General features: G+C 43.7%; 19 protein-coding genes. 8 read left to right on the top strand and 11 right to left on the bottom strand.

Annotated elements, in window-relative coordinates:
- Positions 1 to 415 precede the first annotated feature (415 nt).
- Positions 416 to 2,002, top strand: coding sequence for a BCCT family transporter (locus L1D60_RS03930; RefSeq protein WP_239839839.1), 1,587 nt, complete (start codon positions 416 to 418; stop codon positions 2,000 to 2,002).
- Between the two features lie 112 nt (positions 2,003 to 2,114).
- Here L1D60_RS03930 and L1D60_RS03925 read toward each other — a convergent pair whose 3' ends face one another.
- The 9 genes from L1D60_RS03925 to L1D60_RS03885 form a co-directional block, all read right to left on the bottom strand.
- Complete coding sequence (locus L1D60_RS03925) at positions 2,115 to 2,816, bottom strand: lipoate--protein ligase (protein WP_239839838.1); 702 nt, start codon at positions 2,814 to 2,816, stop codon at positions 2,115 to 2,117.
- A gap of 17 nt (positions 2,817 to 2,833) precedes the next feature.
- Entirely contained in the window at positions 2,834 to 3,298 is a 465-nt protein-coding gene (locus L1D60_RS03920) for a GNAT family N-acetyltransferase (RefSeq protein WP_239839837.1), read from the bottom strand.
- Between the two features lie 96 nt (positions 3,299 to 3,394).
- Complete coding sequence (locus tag L1D60_RS03915; protein WP_239839836.1) at positions 3,395 to 3,859, bottom strand: acyltransferase; 465 nt, start codon at positions 3,857 to 3,859, stop codon at positions 3,395 to 3,397.
- 68 nt (positions 3,860 to 3,927) lie between these two features.
- Positions 3,928 to 4,821 carry a transglutaminase-like domain-containing protein gene (locus tag L1D60_RS03910; RefSeq protein WP_239839835.1) on the bottom strand — a complete coding sequence of 298 codons (894 nt, stop codon included), beginning with the start codon at positions 4,819 to 4,821 and terminating at the stop codon, positions 3,928 to 3,930.
- 90 nt (positions 4,822 to 4,911) lie between these two features.
- Positions 4,912 to 5,415: a GNAT family N-acetyltransferase gene (locus L1D60_RS03905; RefSeq protein WP_239839834.1), complete on the bottom strand. Its 504-nt coding sequence runs from the start codon at positions 5,413 to 5,415 to the stop codon at positions 4,912 to 4,914.
- Between the two features lie 211 nt (positions 5,416 to 5,626).
- Positions 5,627 to 7,099, bottom strand: coding sequence for a tryptophanase (tnaA, locus tag L1D60_RS03900; protein ID WP_239839833.1), 1,473 nt, complete (start codon positions 7,097 to 7,099; stop codon positions 5,627 to 5,629).
- A 703-nt stretch (positions 7,100 to 7,802) separates the two neighbouring features.
- Complete coding sequence (locus L1D60_RS03895) at positions 7,803 to 9,467, bottom strand: GTPase (RefSeq protein WP_239839832.1); 1,665 nt, start codon at positions 9,465 to 9,467, stop codon at positions 7,803 to 7,805.
- Positions 9,454 to 10,551: a GTPase gene (locus tag L1D60_RS03890; protein WP_239839831.1), complete on the bottom strand. Its 1,098-nt coding sequence runs from the start codon at positions 10,549 to 10,551 to the stop codon at positions 9,454 to 9,456. Before L1D60_RS03890 ends, L1D60_RS03895 begins: the two co-directional genes overlap by 14 nt.
- A gap of 155 nt (positions 10,552 to 10,706) precedes the next feature.
- Positions 10,707 to 11,591 carry an AraC family transcriptional regulator N-terminal domain-containing protein gene (locus L1D60_RS03885; protein ID WP_239839830.1) on the bottom strand — a complete coding sequence of 295 codons (885 nt, stop codon included), beginning with the start codon at positions 11,589 to 11,591 and terminating at the stop codon, positions 10,707 to 10,709.
- 193 nt (positions 11,592 to 11,784) lie between these two features.
- Here L1D60_RS03885 and L1D60_RS03880 point away from each other — a divergent pair, with 193 nt between their 5' ends.
- From L1D60_RS03880 to L1D60_RS03860, 5 genes are all read left to right on the top strand, one after another.
- Positions 11,785 to 12,933, top strand: a complete 1,149-nt coding sequence (locus L1D60_RS03880; protein ID WP_239839829.1) for an iron-containing alcohol dehydrogenase — start codon at positions 11,785 to 11,787, stop codon at positions 12,931 to 12,933.
- A 273-nt stretch (positions 12,934 to 13,206) separates the two neighbouring features.
- Entirely contained in the window at positions 13,207 to 13,923 is a 717-nt protein-coding gene (locus L1D60_RS03875; RefSeq protein WP_239839828.1) for an amino acid ABC transporter ATP-binding protein, read from the top strand.
- A complete protein-coding gene (locus L1D60_RS03870; RefSeq protein WP_239839827.1) occupies positions 13,923 to 14,720 on the top strand; it encodes an amino acid ABC transporter permease in 798 nt (265 codons plus the stop codon). The genes L1D60_RS03875 and L1D60_RS03870 overlap by 1 nt, the downstream gene beginning before the upstream one ends.
- 12 nt (positions 14,721 to 14,732) lie before the next feature.
- The gene (locus L1D60_RS03865) at positions 14,733 to 15,542 is read left to right on the top strand and encodes a transporter substrate-binding domain-containing protein (protein WP_239839826.1); all 810 of its coding nucleotides are present in this window, start codon (positions 14,733 to 14,735) and stop codon (positions 15,540 to 15,542) included.
- Positions 15,543 to 15,656: 114 nt separating this feature from the next.
- Complete coding sequence (locus L1D60_RS03860; RefSeq protein ID WP_239839825.1) at positions 15,657 to 16,580, top strand: amino acid ABC transporter permease; 924 nt, start codon at positions 15,657 to 15,659, stop codon at positions 16,578 to 16,580.
- Between the two features lie 196 nt (positions 16,581 to 16,776).
- On the opposite strand, the gene L1D60_RS03855 is transcribed toward L1D60_RS03860, so the two are convergent.
- Positions 16,777 to 18,783: a TonB-dependent siderophore receptor gene (locus L1D60_RS03855; protein WP_239839824.1), complete on the bottom strand. Its 2,007-nt coding sequence runs from the start codon at positions 18,781 to 18,783 to the stop codon at positions 16,777 to 16,779.
- Between the two features lie 21 nt (positions 18,784 to 18,804).
- Here L1D60_RS03855 and L1D60_RS03850 point away from each other — a divergent pair, with 21 nt between their 5' ends.
- Positions 18,805 to 19,914 carry an AraC family transcriptional regulator gene (locus L1D60_RS03850; protein ID WP_239839823.1) on the top strand — a complete coding sequence of 370 codons (1,110 nt, stop codon included), beginning with the start codon at positions 18,805 to 18,807 and terminating at the stop codon, positions 19,912 to 19,914.
- A 33-nt stretch (positions 19,915 to 19,947) separates the two neighbouring features.
- Here L1D60_RS03850 and L1D60_RS03845 read toward each other — a convergent pair whose 3' ends face one another.
- Positions 19,948 to 20,868, bottom strand: coding sequence for a LysR family transcriptional regulator (locus L1D60_RS03845; protein WP_239839822.1), 921 nt, complete (start codon positions 20,866 to 20,868; stop codon positions 19,948 to 19,950).
- Positions 20,869 to 20,967: 99 nt separating this feature from the next.
- Between L1D60_RS03845 and L1D60_RS03840 the strand changes: the two genes are divergently transcribed.
- Positions 20,968 to 21,573, top strand: a complete 606-nt coding sequence (locus tag L1D60_RS03840) for a LysE family translocator (RefSeq protein ID WP_239839821.1) — start codon at positions 20,968 to 20,970, stop codon at positions 21,571 to 21,573.
- The last annotated feature ends 31 nt before the right edge of the window (positions 21,574 to 21,604 follow it).

Here is a 21,604-nt window from a genome sequence, read left to right as displayed (position 1 = left end):
AATTTAAGTGTCATATTTCTCACCACTTAAATCTCTTCGCAAAACAACTGTAGGTAACAAAGCCAGTTTCGCACCCATAATATTCATTATTTATAAAATGACTCGCAATTATTTGCTTACACTTTGCAATCACTCGACACTTATTTTGCACCGACAACTAATATTAAGTTTATTTCGGAAAGCTAAAAAATAATCGCTTTTCACGACTAAAGACCACAACGAGAACCTGGATATAATGCGCATAAAGTAACCCAAAAGGACAGATTTATAGGAGGAATGGATTTCTTTTTGGAATTCGCCGACTTTCTGATGATAGATATGTTAGTATCTGCGACTTTTTTGACGAACCTCACATTTTCAAAGGGAGATGTGCAGGAAATACACGGGCTTCACGGCCAAATATAGCGAAGATATAATGTCTAACTTGACGCAAGTCGCCAACGAAAACATCAACGCAGAATCTACTTCTATTACTTTCACTAAAGCCCAATCTTTGGGCGAAAAACTAGAGCTTGGAAATCCAGTGTTCTGGCTAAGCGGCAGTTTTTTAACTCTCTTTGTCGTTCTTGCTTTTACCAACACTTCAGCCTTGTCTGAACTAGTCAACATCGGTTTTAGCTACTCAACCCAGTGGTTTGGCGCTTATTGGCAAGTGCTATTGCTGCTCAATTTTATTCTCGGTTTAGTATTAGCACTGGGCCGCACAGGCCAAGTTCGTTTAGGAACGCTTGCCCTGCCAGAAATGTCCACCTTCAAATGGATGTCGATTGTTCTTTGTACCCTACTAGCAGGTGGTGGCGTGTTCTGGGCTGCTGCAGAACCTATTGCTCACTTCGTCTCTGCACCGCCTTTGTATGGTGAAGCGGATCCACAAGCAATGGCGTTCAACGCGCTTTCTCAGTCTTTCATGCACTGGGGATTTCTTGCTTGGGCAATCTTGGGCGGTTTATCTTCTATTGTATTAATGCACCTGCATTACGATAAAGGACTTCCCCTAAAACCTCGCACTCTGCTTTATCCAGTTCTTGGTGACAAGGCAATTAATGGGTGGATTGGCAACGTAGTTGATGCATGCAGTATTGTTGCTGTGGCTGCGGGTACAATTGGTCCTATCGGCTTTCTTGGGCTTCAAATTAGCTACGCACTGAGCGAACTCTTTGGTATCGCCGACAACTTTGCAACTCAAAGCGTCGTTATCCTATTTGCCATCGCAATGTACACCTTATCTGCACTAAGTGGCGTCAACAAAGGCATCCAACTGGTTAGCCGTTACAACATTATCTTGTCTGTGTGCCTAATCGGCTACATTCTTGTTGTTGGTCCAACAAGCTTTATCGTTGATGGCTACTTGCAAGGTATGGGTGAAATGATTGACAACTTCATCCCGATGGCGCTTTACCGCCAAGATACAGCGTGGTTAGGTGGCTGGACAGTATTCTTCTGGGGATGGTTCTTAGGCTATGGCCCGATGATGGCAATCTTTATTGCTCGTATCTCACGTGGCCGTACTATTCGCCAAATGATCGTTTCTATCAGCATCGTTGCTCCACTGGTAACCTGTTTCTGGTTCAGTATCGTTGGTGGTAGTGGTTTAGCTTTTGAGTTAGAAAACCCAGGCGTGATTTCTAGTGCATTCGAAGGCTTCAACTTGCCTGCGGTATTACTGGCTATTACTGCGCAGCTACCATTCCCAACTCTGATTGCGATTCTGTTCCTTATCCTGACCACCACGTTCATCGTAACGACTGGTGACTCAATGACCTACACCATCAGTGTGGTTATGACGGGCACTACAGAGCCAAACGCAGCGGTACGCACCTTCTGGGGTATCATCATGGGTGCTGTAGCGATTACGCTAATCTCGATAGGCTCTGGCGGTATTTCTGCGCTGCAGTCGTTCATTGTGATTACTGCTGTTCCTGTGTCATTCATATTACTGCCATGTTTATGGCACGCTCCTAAGATCGCTACACAGATGGCAAAAGAGCAAGGTATCGCGTAATACTTCATCCGATTTAGTTTCGGGTAACGTTTGAAACGAAAAAGCCACTCAAGTGATTCACCTGAGTGGCTTTGTTTTGCCTGTTCCATTGTTTCAGCGTCAGAAACTCGTACTAAGCGTACTTAATAAAGGCTTGGCTTAAACGCTGAAAGAGTGAATCTACACTGGGCAGAGGCGTCACATGATCAGACAAAAGAGTATGAACGTGCGGGTCTACAACGGTTGGGTTACCACAAATTTGATTATAAAAATTTACTGGCGCAACACTGCTCTCTAAGTCGACATCTAACAAAATACAGGCTTGTGAAAGTACAATTTGTCCGCCCCCACGTTTAAGCAAAACACGCTGAGCCGTTCCCACTATTTTTTGTTCGTTAATATTAAGGTTGTAGTCTCCATCACAATAAGAGCCTGGAGTTGCGTGCACATCTACATCGACACCCAACTCTTTAAAAAACAGCGTTAAAACATCACATAGATGTAGATACGCTTTTTTGATGTCGTACGCTTCATGACTAGGCCAATGATAAATATGTGATAGGTTAATAATCCCCGGCAACTGGGGGACTGGAGCGCCGCCTGTTTTTCTAGAAGAGAGTTGCCAACCTTGCGCCTCAAGTTGTTTTCTAGACTCTAACGTCACTGGCCATTTTTTACCTGAGGGCAAAACAAGCGTTGGCGTTTTGGCTTGCCATAGCATTAAGGCTTGTCCAATCTCCCCAACCTGAATTTTCTGCAATAACTCATCTTCTTTTTCAAACGCACGATCAACATCAATGTGTGGGTAACGTACGAGTTTATTCGTTAGCTTCAACGCACTTTCCTCTACAACTAATCGTGATTAAAGCATTGTCTCGTAACCAAGCCCCATTTCTCGTCTTGATACTGGTCTTCAACGTAGTTACCTAACGTGTAGTCATTCACCACTTCTCTCCAGAACTTAACAGCATGGTCTGCGCCCAGTACTTGCTTAATCTCCCAACTGCCTTTTAGATGCTCAAACAGTTCGGTAATGAAGCGTTTCCCTACTTTGTTTTTTCGGAAATAAGGCACCACGTAAAAATCACAAATCTCGAATTCGTTTGGCGCTTTAGTCTCAATCGCGGTTAAAGCAGCAGGAACTCCATCAATGTAGAGTAGATACCCCGTCACACTATCACCAAGCGTAGGGTAAATCTCAAACAAGCCATATTCGTCCGGCTTGTCTCCGATAATCTTTGAAAACTCAGCCGCATAACCCTGATACAAATTGGCGTACACTTGCTGATTACCGCTGTAAACTTTCACGATATTCATATGTAACTCTCTGTTCTACAAACCGTTCTTGATGTCATCTATTATGAATCATAAACAGCATCTTTGTCCTTTGGAAACTTCTTTGTCCTTTAAATACTAAAGCAAACCCCTTAACTTTTTGGCAGGATTGCCTGCATAAATACCTTTTTCAGTGATGTCTTTAGTAACCACACTGCCCGCGCCAATCACCACACCTTCGCAAATACTAACCGCTAGCACGGTAGCGTTAGAACCTATTGTCACATTGTTGGCGATCATCGTTCGTCCCCAACTCTCGGGATTCGGATCAGGTTGACCTTCTTTGAAAAGGTCATTGGCAAACATCACCCCATGACCAATAAAGCAATCACTCCCAATAGTGACATATTCGCAAATAAAGGAGTGGGATTGGATTTTAGTACGCTCACCAATCACCGTGTTCTTTTGAATCTCGACAAACGGACCGACAAACACGTCGTTCTTAAGTTCACAACCATAAATGTTTGCTGGCTCAATGATAGTTACGTTCTCACCACACTCAATGTCGATGACTTGAGATTTTAGGATTCTTGGTTTTGGCATATTGTTCCTTTTTAAACTGATATTCCCGAATGAACTAAGTATGTCTTCTGTACCAATTGAACTGGAAATTAAAGAGAAGCATAGAGCTCAGTCAATGTGGGAAACTTTGCAGTATTCCAATCACCGGGAAGCCTGATCGCTTCACACGAACCCACCATCTTGTGCGCCTGCTTCGCATCCCCAAAACAACTCACTTTGGCAAGTTCATCGAGTAAGTGAAGTTCATCATTATTAGAAACTGGAGCCATAAAGTGAGGTAAGATCCCCCAGCCAATATCCCATGTGTGCATTTCATATTTTGACAGCGCGAATAGGTCGCGAATCAGGCTCGCTTTAATAAAGGCTAACCCTTTAAAATCAGCAAATCCGAACTTATCGGCCGGCACTGAATTTTCACGGGCTAGTTTCCAAGCCTGACCCGCCATTAAGAATTGAGACGATGGAACATCACACGGGTCAAATTCAAACTTCAGAATGCGTTGATGAACACCGTCGAGCTGTGCATCAACCGATACCCAACGTTGACCATTCCAATATTCACAAACCCAATGATCTTCGAAATAATCCGGCCCTAAATACGCAGCAAAGCCGCTTCGGATTCGAGCAGGAACTCCTTTCATCCTGAAGATAGAACACACCAAAAGGGAGAAGTCTCGGCAAATACTGACCATTCTGTGATTCGGCGCTTTGATAACATGTGCAGCTTGCCCAGATTTCGACATGGCTAACGACAGCAAATCCTTCGCATATCGCGTCTGCATTTCGGTGCGCTGAATAGAAATGTCCATCTCGACACCATAATGCTCTAACCAATAAGCATGGATGAGGTTTCCTTGTACATACTGACAGATTCCCTCGACATCATTTGGCACTTGCTTGATGTCCTGCTTAATACTGGTGAGGTCGGTAAATTCAGATGGTGTAGTAAACTCAGAAATAACGGCATGTTCCATGACGTCCATATACTTTAGTCCTTGTCAGAAAGTAAAAACCTCAAAACAGGCGCGTTATGCTTAAGGAAATAACACGGCTTTGAGGATTAGGCATTGATTTTAAAGGGTGTAAATATGATCAGCGTAGCGCTTGCCACCAATGGTGTAAGCGTCTGGAACGATTTCTTTGAGTGAAAAACCACTTTTCAGTAACACTTTTTCAGAGCCGATATTGCCTTCCGTCACAATGGCTTGAAATGATGTAATCCCTTGCGTTGTCTTAGCCCAATTAACGAGAGCCTTTAAAGATTCGGTGCCAAAGCCGAAGCCATGAAACTGCGGTAAGATCAGATAACCAACTTCCGCAACGCCATCGACCATACGAAAACCAGTTACACCGATCTTCTCGTCATTGTCTTTGTTTGTGATAGTAAGACAAAGCCAATGTGCTGAATCTTTATCCCACGCAGGCAGTCGTGATTCGAAAGCATCTTTAATATCGGCAGGTGATGGTTCGTCAAAGCACAGTCGGATAACCTCTGGCTCACGATTCAGAGACTCGAACAGAGCCCAATCCTCGTTTGTGATTTGTGCCATGTGGAGCCTATCTGTCTGAATGATCATTGTGTACTGTCCTTGTTGCATCACGAATAATAGGCAGAGTAAGCCGCCACTGCTTTATATGCAACCCAAACAATGATTATTTTCTTTATATAACAAATAGTTAAATTAGGCATTTCTAACAGCATGTTTGAGGTGCCTACTTACCAATAAAGCGCACAGGCCTAAACCCATGCGCTTCATACATTAGTGACTATTCATCGATTTTGTTCTTCTAAAATGCTTCTTCGAGTTCCTGTTCACTCTTTTTTTCTGGCTGAGTCTCGTGGGGTTCCACCTCTTTCAAGCGGGCGGTAAAGTGTCTTAGTACAGGTGGTTCATAGACAAAATCGAGCCCTTTTACTTTGCTTGCGTTCTCTTTTACTTTTTCGAACGCTTCAATAATGAAGTCCATATGAGTTTGTGTATAAGTCGCACGTGGAATGGTTAAACGTAATAACTCAGCAGGACATGGATGTTGTTCGCCTGTTGCCGGATCACGGCCTTGCAGCAATGAACCAATCTCAACGGCTCGAATTCCTGCCACTTTGTACAACTCACACGCTAAGGCATGTGCGGGGAACTGACCCGCAGGAATGTGTGGGAGCAATTTTCCCGCATCAACAAACGCAGCATGACCGCCCGCTTGTTGACACACAACGCCAATCGCTTCTAAACCATCAACCAAGTATTGAACTTGACCTATGCGATACTCTAACCAATCTTGACGCATGCCGTCGTATAATCCAACCGCAAGACGCTCCATTGCACCGCCCTCTAAGCCACCATAGGTTGGGAACCCTTCTTGTACGACACACAAAGTTCGACACTCTGTGTACACATCCATGAAAGAGTCGTCTTTAAAGCACAACAAACCGCCCATTTGTACCATCGCGTCTTTCTTAGCAGACATCGCTAAGCCATCTGCATATTTATAGGATTCATGGGTGATTTGTTCGATAGTCCAATCTTGATAACCCTCTTCACGTTGCTGAATGAAATAAGCATTTTCCGCGTAACGTGCCGAGTCCATGATTACTGGGATATCGTACTTCTGCGCGATTTGATACACCGCTTTCAGGTTAGCAATCGAAACAGGTTGGCCACCAGCAGAGTTACAAGTAATGGTACTCACAATGTAAGGAACATTGGCAGCCCCCGCTTCCAAGATCGCTTGTTCAAGCTTTTCAATATCAAAGTTACCTTTAAAGTCAGCGTTCACTGAGGTATCAAACGCTTCTTTGGTGTAGACGTTTTTCGCTACGCAACAGTTCACTTGCGTATGACCTTGCGTTGTATCGAAGAAGTAGTTCGACAAGGCGACCATTTTGGTTCGATCTAAGCCCTTTTCCATCTCGCGCTTTTTAATCAATACCGGAATGTAAATCTGCTCTGCACCACGCCCTTGATGAGTAGGAATAGTCAGTTCATAGCCGAAGATATCTTTCACCGCATTGGACAGTGCGTAGTAACTGCGACTGCCACTGTATGCTTCATCGCCCATTAGCATCGCCGCTTGCATTCGTTGAGTAATTGAACCTGTACCGCTGTCTGTCAGCAGGTCAATGAACACATCATCACTATCGAGTAGAAATGGGTTCATGCCCGCTTCTACAATAGCTTGCTCACGGTATGCATAGGTGGTTCTTTTTACTGGCTCTACAACACGGATACGAAACGGTTCTGGTAGATGTTTGAAGTTTTCCATAATAGTACCTTTCAACAAACTCAGTATTTCATTCTTCAATAAAGTACTTGTAAAAATACTTAAGTTTATTATTTTAGATGTCACAAATCGTCGCCATCAATATTTACCGAACTACTACATTCGTAATACTTGCGACAAAAATTAATAGATAGAAATATTTTCAATCAATAACGTATTGACTATGTTCTAGTTAATGATGTTCTACAGATAAATAACAGCATGCATAAAATACAACTATTTAACGCATAAGCTAAGATATTTATTCATGACAAAATTAACAGAATTTGAAAAGCCCACAGGCTCCACTGGCGTGCAACGCCCAGAGGGGTGACTACTCTGAAGAAAGGTGGAAAGAGAGTTGGTGATCCAAGTTATACCAAGCTAACAGGGTTAACCATGATGTTGATTGCCATTTCAGATACAAGTTCACAAGATATCCCTACGTTGAAATCAAAGTGATCCGAAATTTAAATATAGTGCAGTTATCTTATAAATAAAGACAAATAAATCATAAATGTGATCGATATTTACATTGATTAATATTAAGAGAATCACCTTATATAATATCCATCACTCTATCGACCTCGCGAACTATTATACTAGTCCATTAATTTTAAATTATAAATAAGTATGACTAGCAAACACTATTGAAATAACAAGTAACCTCAAAACGATATTGCGAGTTAAGTGCTGTCTATTTCGATTATTTTTTCTTAATCACTTGTTTTATCGCCATCTCAGCCAATTTAGGCGAGGCAGCTTTCAAAGCACTCGGGGCTACCTTCTTACCTGCTTTCATGGCTTTATTTAACTGGCCTTTTACAGAAGTTCCTCTGTTAATCGCTTCGAGGCGTTGACGATTTCTTTGCACATTATTCGCGTCTGCAATGCGCTCTATCAGCGTCTGTTTCAGAGCTTCTAAGCCAAACTGGACCTTTTCAGGTGCGATAGCTAAAGGTAAAACAACATCTGGTTTCAATAGTATTCGATTGTATTCGAGCGCTTGAGCAATGATCTTAGCTTTTGCCGAAGTCGGATTACTACAATCATAAGGTGGCTGCCACTCCTCCACTGGCTTTAGCCGGTCGACTTGATTAACAATGGTGATCACGACTGGCTGCTTGCGTGAGATATTCTTAGGATCATCATAAAACGCATCAAGCTTGTCTTTGAGTTGCTTATCCAATTCACGAGCCGACTGGTTAGCTTTAAGTACCCACAACACCACATCAGCTTGGGTCATCTCCTTAAGCATCTCTGCTTCGGTTTTCGGAGTTCCGTCCAGCCCTTGAAGGTCAACCACTCTCACGTCGTTGTCATCAACAAATGCGCTATAAACCGTCGAACTGTCCGTTGACGGTAGAACGTCCACTTCCGCGACCATCTCCTCCTTAAGAGCGTTGATAACGGATGATTTACCTGAGCTTGTTTGCCCCACCAGCACAATTCTTACTGGTTCTAGTTCAGGAGCAAAGCGCTTCTCGTCGAGCTCTGAAACATCAGACGCTTGCAACGCTTCGTCTTCGATGCTGAAACGCCCGCTGTACAAGTCGATCGCGACGGCTGCCACTTCATCAAGCAAGGCTTGTTTAGCGGCATACTGCATGTCATCCACGACGCCTTTAGTCATAGATGCTGTCGCTTGCTCACGGCCTAAGTCAGAGATGACTTTCAATGGATTCAAATACAGGTTTTTAAGATGATTTCCCCAAATTGCTGCTTTGAAGATCTTCTGACCAAGTTCTCCATATTTATCATAAGCTTCATAACCCGCTTTGATGTAAGAAACCTTAAGGTACTCAATGCCCGGTATATGTTCTTTCACCACCAGTTTGTAACGACGACTGACTTCCTCAAACAGCTTAAGCCCTTCTGGAATTGAGAAGTCGAGCGACTTTTTATCAAACTTTTTAGCGACAAATTCCAGTACCTGTATACCGGTTTGGTCTAGATTTCCCCACTCAATATCATCGACTAACTGCAGACGAACGTAATGTTTAGAATCATTCCATATCGACATCTCCGCTTGAGACCAATCACTTGAAGCTTTAACCAGTGCATCGTCGATGTTGTGACTCGATGGCTGAGTAATAATTTCTTCTGAGGCTTCATTTGTAGTGAATGTTGACGAAATACTATTAGATGAATTACGCGACGAGCGACTAGAAATGTATAACGGAATGGTGAACAGAAAAGTACTCACGGCAATGGCGATGGACATTTCCAGCAGGTAACCATATTTGATTGCCAAGAACAGACCAAAGCCCATCATGATGATACTCGGGAAAATCGCAGAAATCAGAGCAATGCCCCAACGTCCACTCGACAACGCAGCGAGTAATCGAAACAGATTTCTAATTTTCTTCATAACCCGACGCAGCCTTACCCTTTCTCAGGGATTCTTTATAGATTTTTTGCATCTCTTGCTCGGAAACTTCTTCACCTCGGTTTTTATGATAGAAGTAGTAACATGCAGCTCGCCCCAGGCCATAAGTGGTACCAAAACTCATTGCTGCGGCTGCAACGGCTCCAACGGTTTGCCCATACACTGGAATCAGTTTCACCAATTGTCGAGTGCCAAGTTTTACCCCATATTGCAGTGCAAAACTGCTACCTAAAGTACCGATGAGCTCACTGAACACTCTCTTGTTCCATTCCACCCCGTATTGATTGGCTAAGCTGTGGAGCATTTTAGCTTGAATAGCAGGCACCGACACTAAGCCCACTCCCGGAATCAGATCGCTTGCCGCTGCACTTCCCGAATACCAAAGCACTTCGTTTTCAACTTGATCAAAGTTCGCTTCTTCTTGGGTAGCATGCTCTTTGTCTTGCACCATCATTCCAATGACCGGAAGAATGTTGGTCAGTTTTTCTAATAAGATATTGTGGTTATAGATATCGCCGCCACCCGTCTCGAAGTCAACCACCACAGATTCAAAACCCTTACCCCAAACCTTTTCGACTTGTTGAGTATTGAATTGAACTTGCCTTGCGCGGTCTGCTTCTTGAGAAGAGAGCACCGCCGTATGGACCAGGAGCAAATGCTTAATTTTCTTTTGCTTTTTGACCTGTTTTAGCGCACCTAGCACAGCAGATTGTTCCGGCTCATCGGCTTTCATTACCACGACTAACGCATTACCCGCTTGACCAATCTCTTTCAAGTCTTCTGCTGGATCATAATCCGCTTCACCCAAGCCTCGGGTATCGAGAAAGCGCATTACGGGTTTGTCTTGAGGGAATGCATAAGACATTGCTGTCATCGTACATGGAGCGAACCCATTACCGACTTCTACCGAGGAATCACCTGTGACCGCTTGAATAAATGATGATTTTCCTGCGCCCGTTTTTCCCAACAGCCACAAGGTTGGCAAGTGTTTACGTTGATACTCGTGTGCCTGAGTAAGATCTGGATTCTTACTTGGGTTGATGAAATCTTTTATCTGCTCAAACATAGTTAGGCTAATTCTCACTTGGTATTGAGATTGGGAATATCGCGTGACGATTTATACAATCACATCAGCACTCTTACTATATGTTTGTTCGCCAGTGTATTTTTACAATGCTTCGGCGTTTGTTTTATGAACTTGTGTCAATATTAGACCAGAATTTATACCGCTCTTGGTGTTGTATTGAAATGGCGTTTGAACTCACGACTGAATTGGGATGGGCTTGAATAGCCGACACGACGGGCTGCATCACTAATGCGCACACCTTCAAGTTGAATCAGCTCTTTGGCCTTGTTGAGTCGTACTTTCTTAAGATATTGAAGTGGCGATTCAAAAGTCACACTACGAAAAGCGCTATGGAAAGCAGAGACACTCATGTTCGCTTCTTCCGCCAAAGATTGAACGGTAATGGTTTGGTCATACTCTTGATGCACTTTAGACAAAGCCTTAGCGACACGCGCATAATGCCCATCATGGTGCGCAAGGTCAAACAGAACACGACCTTCCGAGCCAGTGAGCGCGCGATAGACTATCTCAGTGACGATAGCGTCACCTAAGATGTTTGCTTCGATGTCACAATGCAGCATTTTCACCAAACGAGTAAAGCTCTCCAACATGGGCTCTTCCATGGGTGTCGACTCTAAACCACTGGCGTTCTGTTTATGCTTATTACAATAGCTTTCAAGAAAGCCTTGATCTTCAAGCTTTTTCACCAAGCTATGCAGACGCTGAGAATCAATGTTAATCGACAACCCTAGCAAAGGTTCATCATCGACAGGCAGTGCCTCGCACTCCAACGGCATCGGCACTCCCACAACCAGATAATCGCCTGCGGCATACGTTACTGGCCTGTCTCCGATATAGATGTTCTTTTTGCCCTGCCCCAACATGATTATGCCAGACTGATAGGTAAACGGCTGACGATGGTTACCACGACTGCTTCGATACAGCCAAACACCATCAATATCAGTTTCTCTGATCCCTTCTAGATCATCCCAACCTTTATATTCAACGTAAGATTGTAGTAATTGCGCAAGTGTATTCATGAGTGGTGAATTTCCGTACTGATTGCTAGAAGTTGAGAAGTAAGAACATCTAGAGAATAACAATATTGTAGGAATAGGCAATTTATTTGGAGAATCTGTGCTTCATACACCGCAACCTGTGTACTAATATGCAAATATAGAAATGATACAATGAATCAAAATAACAAATTCCGCTTTACACAAGGAAACTATGATGCAATTTACTTACGTTAACCCGACCGTTATTCACTTTGGTAAAGGCCAAATCAATGCTATCAGCCAAGCGGTTGATACTTCTAAAAAAGTATTGGTTATCTACGGTGGTGGTTCCATCAAAAAGAATGGTGTTTACGACCAAGTTGTTGAGTCACTGAAAGATCACTCTTGGATTGAGTTCTCTGGTGTTGAAGCAAACCCAACTAAAGAAACGCTCGACAAAGCCGTTGCTATCGTCAAAGAGCAAAACGTAGAGTTTATTATCGCCGTTGGTGGTGGCTCTGTAATTGATGGCTCTAAATACGTTGCTGCGGCAGCAAAATATGACGGCGACGGCTGGGACATCCTAGCTGGCAAACATAAAGTGACCGAGGCAACACCAATTGGCGCGGTACTTACACTTCCTGCAACTGGCTCTGAATCTAATATGGGCGCTGTAATTACGCGCAAAGAAACTCAAGAGAAGCTGGCTTTCATGAACCCTGCGGTTCAGCCCAAGTTTGCTGTTATGGACCCAGATGTAATGAAGTCTTTACCAGAGCGCCAACTTATCAATGGTCTGGTTGACGCATGGGTACACGTTTGTGAGCAGTACATTACCATGCCAACAGAAGCGATGGTTCAAGATGGCTATGCAGAAACGCTATTAAAGAACCTACTTGTTCTTGGCAAACAATACGATGAGCGTGACAACGACTCATGGCGTGCAAATCTGATGTGGACAGCAAACCAAGCATTGAACGGCCTGATAGGTACAGGTGTACCTCAAGACTGGGCAACACACATGATTGGCCACGAATTTACAGCACTTTGGCACGTAGACCATGCTCGCTCACTGGCAATTGTTCAACCTTCACTTCTACGTAACCAAATCGACGTTAAACGTGGCAAGCTAGAAAAAATGGGCCGTAACGTGTTTGGCCTTGACTCAAGTGCAGACCTCGCAGAGCGTACAATTGATGCAATTGAAGCGTTTTACCACAGCCTAGATGTCGCTACTCAATTTGATGGCTACGAAACAAGTAAAGAAAACGCAATTGATAACGTTATTGCTCAACTGAAATCTCACGGATACGTGCAGCTAGGCGAAAACCAAGCAATCACTCCAGAAAAGACTCGTGAAATTCTAGAGTCAGCGATTCTATAATCGCTTAATTCTACGCTCATGATTGGTTGATTTAGAAAAACCAGTTTGTTGATAAAAAGCACTACAACGTTTTTTTGATCCAACTGAACCAAATACTGAGTTATTACGTAGATAAAAAAGCAGCTCCCTCTCTGGGCGCTGCTTTTTATTTGTCCAAACGATATAACGAAATTCTCATAAGCTCCTAATATTATGTGCAATCATATTTCTATATTGTTAAGGTAATTCATTCCGAAACTACAGATGTACTGCAATTTGAACGCAACTTCGAAGATGGTTAAGTTTACGTCACTTAACAAATGGTATGGTGATTACCATGCCCTTAAAGACATTGATTTGAGTATCCAACAGGGTGAGATCGTGGTGGTTTGTGGCCCTTCAGGTTCAGGTAAGTCGACCTTGATTCGCTGTATCAACCAATTGGAGCCTTTTGACTCCGGAGAGCTCAGTGTCGTCAACCAAACTCTGCCTTGTAAGTTCAATACACCTGGTCAAGTTGGAATGGTTTTCCAACACTTTCATCTGTTTCCACACCTAACCGTGCTTGAAAACCTGACCTTGTCACCAATTCGTACGCTCAAAATGAAACCTGCCGATGCAGAAGCATTAGCAATGCACTATTTAGAACGCGTTCACATAGCAGAACAAGCACATAAGTACCCTGTTCAACTGTCTGGCGGTCAACAACAACGCGTCGCCATTGCTCGCTCACTATGTATGAAACCAGACTTACTGCTATTTGATGAACCGACATCAGCGCTCGACCCTGAAATGATCAACGAAGTGCTCGATGTGATGGTTGAGCTTGCTGAAGAAGGCATCACCATGGTGTGCGTTACCCATGAAATGGGATTCGCCAAGAAAGTGGCTGACCGAGTTATTTTCATGGATGAGGGTGAGATCGTAGAGTCCAACACACCAACAGAACTCTTTGAAAACCCGAAGCATCAACGTACTCAAGCCTTCTTAAACCAGATATTAAGCTATTGATGATCATCCGAATTTTAAAACCAACACTCTCAGCCTTATTGCAAATCCTTGTGCTCGTCGCTGCGGTCAGCTGGATTCTAGATTCTGGCGCACAAGCCATGGGCTATCGTTGGCAATGGGAGCGTGTACCAGACTACATTGCATTTTATGAAGATGGTGAGTGGTGGCCAGCAGAGCTTATTGAGGGGCTATTTGTCACCATAAAGATATCGCTCTTGGCTCTAGTCGCAACGTTAATAATTGGCTTAACGACGGCGCTACTGCGAAATTCGAATTCAATCGTGGGTCGAGCCATTGCAGGTGGTTATGTAGAGCTAATCCGTAACACACCACTGCTCGTACAGATCTACCTCCTCTACTTTGTATTTGGCCCAGTCATTGGGCTAGATCGCTTTAGCACTGCCGTTCTCGCTCTTGCGCTATTTCAGGGCGCCTATACAGCTGAGATTTTCCGCGCAGGCTTAAACAGTATCGCCAAAGGCCAATTTGAAGCTGCTCAGTCATTAGGTCTCTCTAAAGCCTTTACCTTTTGGGATGTGATTCTGCCACAAGTTATACAAAGAACCTTGCCGCCGCTGACCAATGAAGTGATTTCTTTAATCAAGAACTCTTCTATTGTTAGTGTGATGGCGATTTTCGACCTCACGACAGAGGCACGTAATATTGTCTCTGAAACAGCAATGCCGTTTGAGATTTGGTTCTCTGTAGCGCTTATTTATCTTGCATTAACACTTTCACTTTCTGCCATTGCTGCTTGGCTTGAGCATAAGCTCGGAGCTAATTGGCGCACACAATAAGGAAATATCAGCATGAAGCTATTTAAATCAGCCATTACTGCGCTTTTGGCGTTAGCCGTCAGTTTGCCTACGCTGGCTTCTGAAACACCAAACCTCGATAAAATAAACGATCGTGGTTCACTGCGCGTTGGTATGTCGACCTTCGTTCCGTGGGCAATGCGCAATAAGCAAGGCGATCTCGTGGGCTTTGAAATTGATGTCGCTAAGCGTCTTGCCGAAGATTCAGGTTGGAAAGTTGAGTTTGTTCCAACAGCATGGGATGGCATTATCCCTTCTTTGCTGTCCAAAAAGTTTGATGTGATTATCGGTGGAATGTCGATCACAGAAGCTCGCGCTAAAAGTGTTCTTTTCACCGAACCTTATTCTCACTCTGGTGTTCAGCTCGCTGCGAACAAAGAGTTAGCTAAAGGCTTCTCAGAAATCTCTGATTTTGATTCACGCCGCGTGAAAATTGCCGCTCGTCGCGGAGCATTCACCGTTCAAGTTGCTCGTGAAACCTTCCCGAAAGCAAAAGTTCTACAGTTTGATGACGATGCTCAAGCATTCCAAGAAGTCCTAAATGGTAACGCGCACGCAGTGATCGCTTCTAGTCCTAAGCCAGAGCATGAAAGCATTAAGAACTCCGATACACTATTTATCCCTTTTACTGAGCGTCTTTCAAAAGGTAACGAAGCCTTTGCTGTTCGCCTAGGAGAAACAGACAAAGCAGAATTCTTCAACAAGTGGATTCAAGCGCGTACTGAAGATGGTTGGTTGCAAGAACGTTACGAGTACTGGTTCTCAACTCTAGATTGGCAAGATCAGATAGCTCAAGGTCAGTAATAAATCAGCGGTCAGTTATTTGGCTGGCCGCTTCATAATTCAGTTTCAAAGTGGGTTCTAAGAGCCTACTTTGAAACAAAAATTATCATGTATGAATCTACACATAGGTTATCAGTGACGGACACAAGCCCTCTCATAGCAACCAAACCTAGCCCACAAAGCAAAGCTAGGTACCAACGTCTTACTCTTCTCGATGGCGTGCTACTTCTCCTCGTCGGCCTTTTCTGTGGTTGGCTTTACTATCGTTCTTCGGTTGGTATTAACTATCATTGGCGTTGGGAAAATGCGTTTAACCTCATCTTCGTCCCCCCTTCCGAAGGTAGTATTCCGTATTTCTTTCAGGGCTTGATCGCGACCTTGCGTCTCAGTGTATGGAGTATGGTACTGGCACTCTCTGTAGGCATAGTGCTCGGAGTGGCACGTCACTCATCTATTCCTGTATTTCGAACGCCCGCACTGCTGTTCATTCAATTGGTACGTAATATTCCACCTTTGGTGTTTGTATTTATCTTCTACTTCTTTATCTCTAATCAGCTCATTCCTTTACTTGGGTTAGAGAGCTTATTACGAGACCACAACGGTGAGATAAACACTCTACAAAGTGTGTTGTTCGGCCCATCAAACCTGTGGGAAAACCTCGCTTCGGGTGTTATCTGTATTGGTTTACTCTCTTCAGCCTACATTGCAGAGGTGATTCGCGCAGGTTTAGAAAGCGTTCCAAAAGGGCAATGGGAAGCAGCGGATTCGCTCGGGCTATCTAGCTTGTCTAAATACCGCTTTGTGATTGGCCCACAAGTGCTCACCGCTGTAACTCCACCTTTGGCAGGACAAGCGATTTCTCTCGTCAAAGACACATCGATTGTCTCGCTAATCTCAATTCAAGAGATGACTTTTGTAGGTACAGAGATGGCCAACTCATCTGGACTTATCTTTGAAATATGGCTGATTGTAGGCGCAGTCTATTTTGGACTATGTTTCGCCCTATCTCGCCTATTTAAATGGGTCGAAACGCGTTCTCGCGTGTATCTCGATCGCTAAAAAAATGGCCCCGAGCTGATTGCCCGAGGCCATTTCGCTACGAAGATAGCTAACGTTTGTTTAGCGCCCAAGCTAATTCTATATCGATACCTATGGAGTAACTCGATATAGAATGAACGTTAGCATTCCTGTATGCATCCTTTATATTAGTTGCTGTGCAAATGCACGTCACTTCGACTCTCAAATGAGCACACTACTAGAATTGGTATGCTGCAGACAGTTTATAGTTACGACCAGGCTCGTAATCGTCTAGCACAAAACCACGAGCTGTACCTGAACGTGAAGCGTGAGAGGTGTATAGCTCATCAAATACATTATCTATACCGAACGTAACCGATAAACCCTCAACGCTATTTGGCACCCATTGCGCATACAAGTTGTGTACGTCATAACCTTCTTTGATTGGCGCACCATCAGCGACGTTAGTTTCATCCTTAACAAGGATCGACGTCCAACCAAAGATTGTCTCCAGAGAATCCGCTTGATAATCCAACGTCAGCGCTATGCTATCCCCCATATCAATGCTTCGGCCATTCCCTCCTGGTACATAGCCACCTGTCTCTTTGTTGGTTGTATCTGAGCGAGAGTAAGAAAGCTTACTGTTAAACATGTCATAACCGTAAGACACACTTGCCTCGAAACCTTTAATTTCAACGTCGCCTAGATTGTAGATAAGATAGGTTTGCGTCGGTCTTTGATAAGCCTCAGCAATATAGTCATCAATATCGGTTTGAAATACCGTTACATTGGCACCTAAGAAATGATCTTCGATGTATTTGTTAAATCGAACCCCACCCTGCGTATTCAAACCAGTTTCTGCTTTAATGTCTTCAGACAGGTATGCCACATCTTGGTAAGCGATAAAGCTTTCTAGCAGTTCAGGGCCTTTAAACAGTGAACGTGCACTGGCAAATATCGTCCAATCTTGTGTTACGCCCCATTCAGTTGCCAACGCCCATGTCACATCATCAAAATCATCAGTGCCCGTTTCTGCTTTACGTTTATAGTCATCAAAACGAAGACCTGCTGTTATAGAGAAGCTATCTGTAAAGTAAAATTGGTCTTCAACAAACAAAGCGGTTGAAATCGCAGACTCATCCATGAACTTGCTACTGCCGTAATAAGCACTTGATGTCTTGTCCATGTAATCAAAACCGTAGGTCGCAGTATTGTCGAAGCTTGCGATGTTAAAGTCAGATTGCAATTTTGCAGTCAAACCAAAATTCTGGCTTTTGGCTTTGTTTTTCGATAGACGATTAGCCGGCCAAGCTGGAGCCATCACAGATTCGTCACGAACGATCTCTGTCATGGTGTTATAAAGTGTTACGTCTGCTTGGTGTGTACTTCCACGCATCTCATAGCTCAGTGTGACGGTGTCACGGCCATAATCCGTTGGGATAAGCTTATCGCTCGACAAGCCTTCGTTTGCTCCACCAGACATATCAGGGCGTGGGCTGTAATCACCGCTGTCACGATACATATCATAAGCTAATTCAAAGCGGTGAAGATCACTTGGCTCATAACCAATTTTGCCAAGAATGTTGTAAACATCACCGGCAGCACCAAAGGTCTTATTACCATCGCCATCTTCGAAGTCATCGCGAGTGACATAGTTGCCATATACCATCAGATCAATGGTGTCTGTTGGCGTACCATATACCGTTAGTGAGCCCTGTTGGCTATCATTAGTCGCATAACCACCATAGACGCGAGCGCCAAAGGTCTCATCGTAACGCAGTAAATCCTTCGCATCTTTCGTTTCAAAGTAAACCGCACCACCCAAGCCATTTTGCGTCACCGAATTGTTACCTACTTGAATATCAGCAGACTTCAAAATATCTGGGTTCAGTGTCAGGTTACCAATGTGGTGGAACATGTTCGCATGTTGAGACGCGCCATCTAAGCGAATATCGAGATCCGTTTCGCTTAAGCCACGAATAGTAATACGTTGGTTAACAGAGTGCGTCCCCCCAACATCAACACCAGGAATATCGCGCAGTAGATCAGACATATGGTCCGCCTGTTTGAGTGACATGTCCTCAGACACCATAGACTCAGAGTTACTCGATACCTTAGTACCCCACACAACCACTTCTTCAAAGTTTGATGTTGTATCGTCGGCAAAGGCTGGGCTAGCGATAGCCGCGCCAATTGCGAGGCATAATGTTGAGCGCTTAATGGTCAAATGGATTGGGCTTTCCATAAATTCTGTTCCTAGATATAAATGATAATAATTCTCATGTATAATATGAGTCGAGTTTATAAATGGACAGGCGATTCACTTATGCAAAATCGCATAGGTGTTATGAGGAAAGGTCAAATGGGTGAAGTAGCATCAAAACGAACTAAAATGGGCAAGGTTACTCTGACCAAAAAGCTAGAGCAGACAGAGAAACAGATTATCGTTACACAAGGCCAACCCACACAGACTTCACTCGCAGAAGGCACTTTTCTTTCTTATCAATACAATGACCAGATATTTGTGCATGGTGGTCGCTGTGTTGAGTTAATCGATACCAAGATCGTATCAACAGCGCACGCTGCCGTATTGGTTACAATACTCTTAGAGGGTAAGTTATCGTTCGGTTACGATGATCTTGAATTCAGCCTTGATGCATCGGAAAAGCCACAAGGGGTGGTCGTCAATCTGGCAAAGCCTGCAAATTTCCGCCGTGCCATGATAGCTAACAATCATTTAAATAAGATCAATATATTAGTAAAGCCACAATGGCTCGAAGCTCGCATGAACGAAGGATGTAGCAGTCGTAATTTCATTAAAACTCACACCGCTAATTACCACCTCAACATCACGGACAAAATACTGGATCTAGCTCAACAACTTACCACCAGCTCAACCCCTGACGACTTCCACCAAAAATTGCATATTGAAGCACTCACCCAGCAACTTTTAGCAAACTCACTTTCTCAGCTCCCTCTATCTTGTTGTCAGGTATGCCAAAATGATCGCAAGAAAATCACCCTATCGAAAAATGAAGGTAGCATGCAAAACAGGAGTAATGATGAACGTATTGAGGAAATGATCAGTTTTATTGAAGTTCACTTGGACCAAGATCTAAGCCTAGAACTTCTAGCTAAACAGTTTTCTATGAGTGTCTCTAACATTCAAAGACGCTTTAAACAATCGTACAACATGACCATCAACGGCTACATTCGCTTCAGGCGCCTTGAAATAGCACGCCAGCACTTAGAACGAGGATTAGTCTCCATCACCGAAGCTGCTTACGAGGCTGGTTATCAACACCCGTCTAATTTTACCAACGCTTTTAAGAAGACCTTTGGTATGCCACCCCATGATATTGCGGTAAGGGCTTAACAAGCATAGAAACCGGTTTAACTACCGCTCAGCTCATTGCGGCACTGACTTGGCCAGTTCATCTTTAAGCCAATCACTAAATTGCGCTTCGTTGCTGGGCAGCTTCCCTTGCTCTGCAAGCAAAACATAATTGAAGCCTGACTTCACAAAACCAAATGGCGCAATCAGATTTCCTCGCTTCAAATCGTCTTCTATTAATGGATAGGATCCAATAGCGGCACCCAATCCATCAACAGCCGCTTGTAAGCAGAAATAAAAGTGTCCCATTGTGTGATTGGTCGATGACGGCTTAAGAGCATTCTTTAATAGATTAAAGCATGGATTAAGTTCTGCCTGTTCATTAACTGACGTTGATTGATCGAAATGTGACGACCAGTTTTTCCAGGCCTCTGGTCGAGTTTCACTATGTAAACATTTTATATCTGTACTTGTTTGTGAGATTTCCTCCCAGTATTGCGGAGAAAACACTGGGCCAACCCACTCTTCGACCAAAAACAGCTTTTGATAGTCCGCCTTTGTGTCAAAATCATCTCGACGAATGGCAAGCGAGAGTCCTGATGCTCCAAGAGTAATAGGGCCACCAGCCGTCGACAGACGCACATCGATACCAGAAGCGGCAAAAAACACTGAGATTCGCGGCATCAACCAACGCATGGTCAATGTTGGCTCACAGGATACTTCGAGAACATTGTTACTCTGCTGACTCAATAAGTTAATTCCAGCTTGGAGTGTTGAAAATGCTTGTTCAGTATAACCTCTAAGCAGTTCACCCTCTGAGGTTAAAGCAACACCTCGCCCCTGCTTATAAAACAATGAGCACGCTAAATGTTCTTCCAGTACTCTGATCTGCTTGCTAACGGCACCGTGAGTAATGTTGAGTTGTTTCGCAGCTTCACTGTAGCTCCCAACGTTGGCAGCTACATTGAATACTTGAAAGGCTTTTAGGTGTCTCATCTGTGAATTTTTCTCACATATAATCAGAATTTTTTTCGATTATAGTCAGCTAAAACCACGCATACAATAGTGGCTCATTCATCATAAGAGTCAATCCAAATGGAACTAATCAGTTTAGCTATCTTAGGTATATTAATCGTCATAAGCCCAGGTGCTGACTTTGTTTTGGTATTAAAGAACAGTATTAATCTTGGTAGAAGAGCAGGAATTCTGACTGCTGTCGGGATCAGCCTAGCGATTGGTGTTCATATTAGCTATTCAATGTTGGGGATCAGTTACTTGGTCTCACAGAATGAAGCGCTTTTTCATTCTATTCGCTTTATAGGTGCGGGATACTTGATCTGCCTAGGATTGAAAGGGATTTTTGCCAAAGAACAAACATCGCCAAGCATGGTTAGAAATGAGAAAACGAGGCAGCGTTACATAGCGGAAGGATTTTTCTGTAACGTGTTAAACCCAAAAACAATGCTGTTTTTCTTAAGTATTTTTAGTCAGTTGATCTCCAGTAGTTCAACCGACAATGCATTCGCAATGGGTTACGGCATCTATATGATGGCCCTGCATATGGTATGGTTTGCGCTTGTTGCAGTTCTGTTTACGTCACCGCTACTGCAGGACTGGTTAAGTAAATTCAAACAACGCTTAAATCAGGTATGTGGAGCCGGTTTAGTATTGTTTGGCTCAGCATTAGCGTTGAAGTCTTAACACTAAAGCATAAAAGAATGACTATGGTCTC

The organism is Vibrio sp. Isolate30 (genome assembly GCF_022397975.1).
Taxonomy (GTDB): Bacteria; Pseudomonadota; Gammaproteobacteria; order Enterobacterales; family Vibrionaceae; genus Vibrio; species Vibrio fortis.
The sequence above is the reverse complement of the archived record's forward strand: the minus strand, read 5'-3'. Positions and strand labels throughout refer to the sequence as shown.

Bases quoted from the DNA above. Each gene is read 5' to 3' on its own strand.
- L1D60_RS03930 (WP_239839839.1), top strand. From the start codon at position 416: ATGTCTAACTTGACGCAAGTCGCCAACGAAAACATCAACGCAGAATCT.
- L1D60_RS03870 (WP_239839827.1), top strand. From the start codon at position 13,923: ATGATCATCCGAATTTTAAAACCAACACTCTCAGCCTTATTGCAAATC.
- L1D60_RS03845 (WP_239839822.1), bottom strand. From the start codon at position 20,868: ATGAGACACCTAAAAGCCTTTCAAGTATTCAATGTAGCTGCCAACGTT.
- L1D60_RS03875 (WP_239839828.1), top strand. From the start codon at position 13,207: ATGGTTAAGTTTACGTCACTTAACAAATGGTATGGTGATTACCATGCC.
- tnaA (WP_239839833.1), bottom strand. From the start codon at position 7,099: ATGGAAAACTTCAAACATCTACCAGAACCGTTTCGTATCCGTGTTGTA.
- L1D60_RS03890 (WP_239839831.1), bottom strand. From the start codon at position 10,551: ATGTTTGAGCAGATAAAAGATTTCATCAACCCAAGTAAGAATCCAGAT.
- L1D60_RS03915 (WP_239839836.1), bottom strand. From the start codon at position 3,859: ATGCCAAAACCAAGAATCCTAAAATCTCAAGTCATCGACATTGAGTGT.
- L1D60_RS03865 (WP_239839826.1), top strand. From the start codon at position 14,733: ATGAAGCTATTTAAATCAGCCATTACTGCGCTTTTGGCGTTAGCCGTC.
- L1D60_RS03895 (WP_239839832.1), bottom strand. From the start codon at position 9,467: ATGAAGAAAATTAGAAATCTGTTTCGATTACTCGCTGCGTTGTCGAGT.
- L1D60_RS03905 (WP_239839834.1), bottom strand. From the start codon at position 5,415: ATGATCATTCAGACAGATAGGCTCCACATGGCACAAATCACAAACGAG.
- L1D60_RS03920 (WP_239839837.1), bottom strand. From the start codon at position 3,298: ATGAATATCGTGAAAGTTTACAGCGGTAATCAGCAAGTGTACGCCAAT.
- L1D60_RS03880 (WP_239839829.1), top strand. From the start codon at position 11,785: ATGCAATTTACTTACGTTAACCCGACCGTTATTCACTTTGGTAAAGGC.
- L1D60_RS03850 (WP_239839823.1), top strand. From the start codon at position 18,805: ATGATAATAATTCTCATGTATAATATGAGTCGAGTTTATAAATGGACA.
- L1D60_RS03885 (WP_239839830.1), bottom strand. From the start codon at position 11,591: ATGAATACACTTGCGCAATTACTACAATCTTACGTTGAATATAAAGGT.
- L1D60_RS03855 (WP_239839824.1), bottom strand. From the start codon at position 18,783: ATGGAAAGCCCAATCCATTTGACCATTAAGCGCTCAACATTATGCCTC.
- L1D60_RS03840 (WP_239839821.1), top strand. From the start codon at position 20,968: ATGGAACTAATCAGTTTAGCTATCTTAGGTATATTAATCGTCATAAGC.
- L1D60_RS03910 (WP_239839835.1), bottom strand. From the start codon at position 4,821: ATGGACGTCATGGAACATGCCGTTATTTCTGAGTTTACTACACCATCT.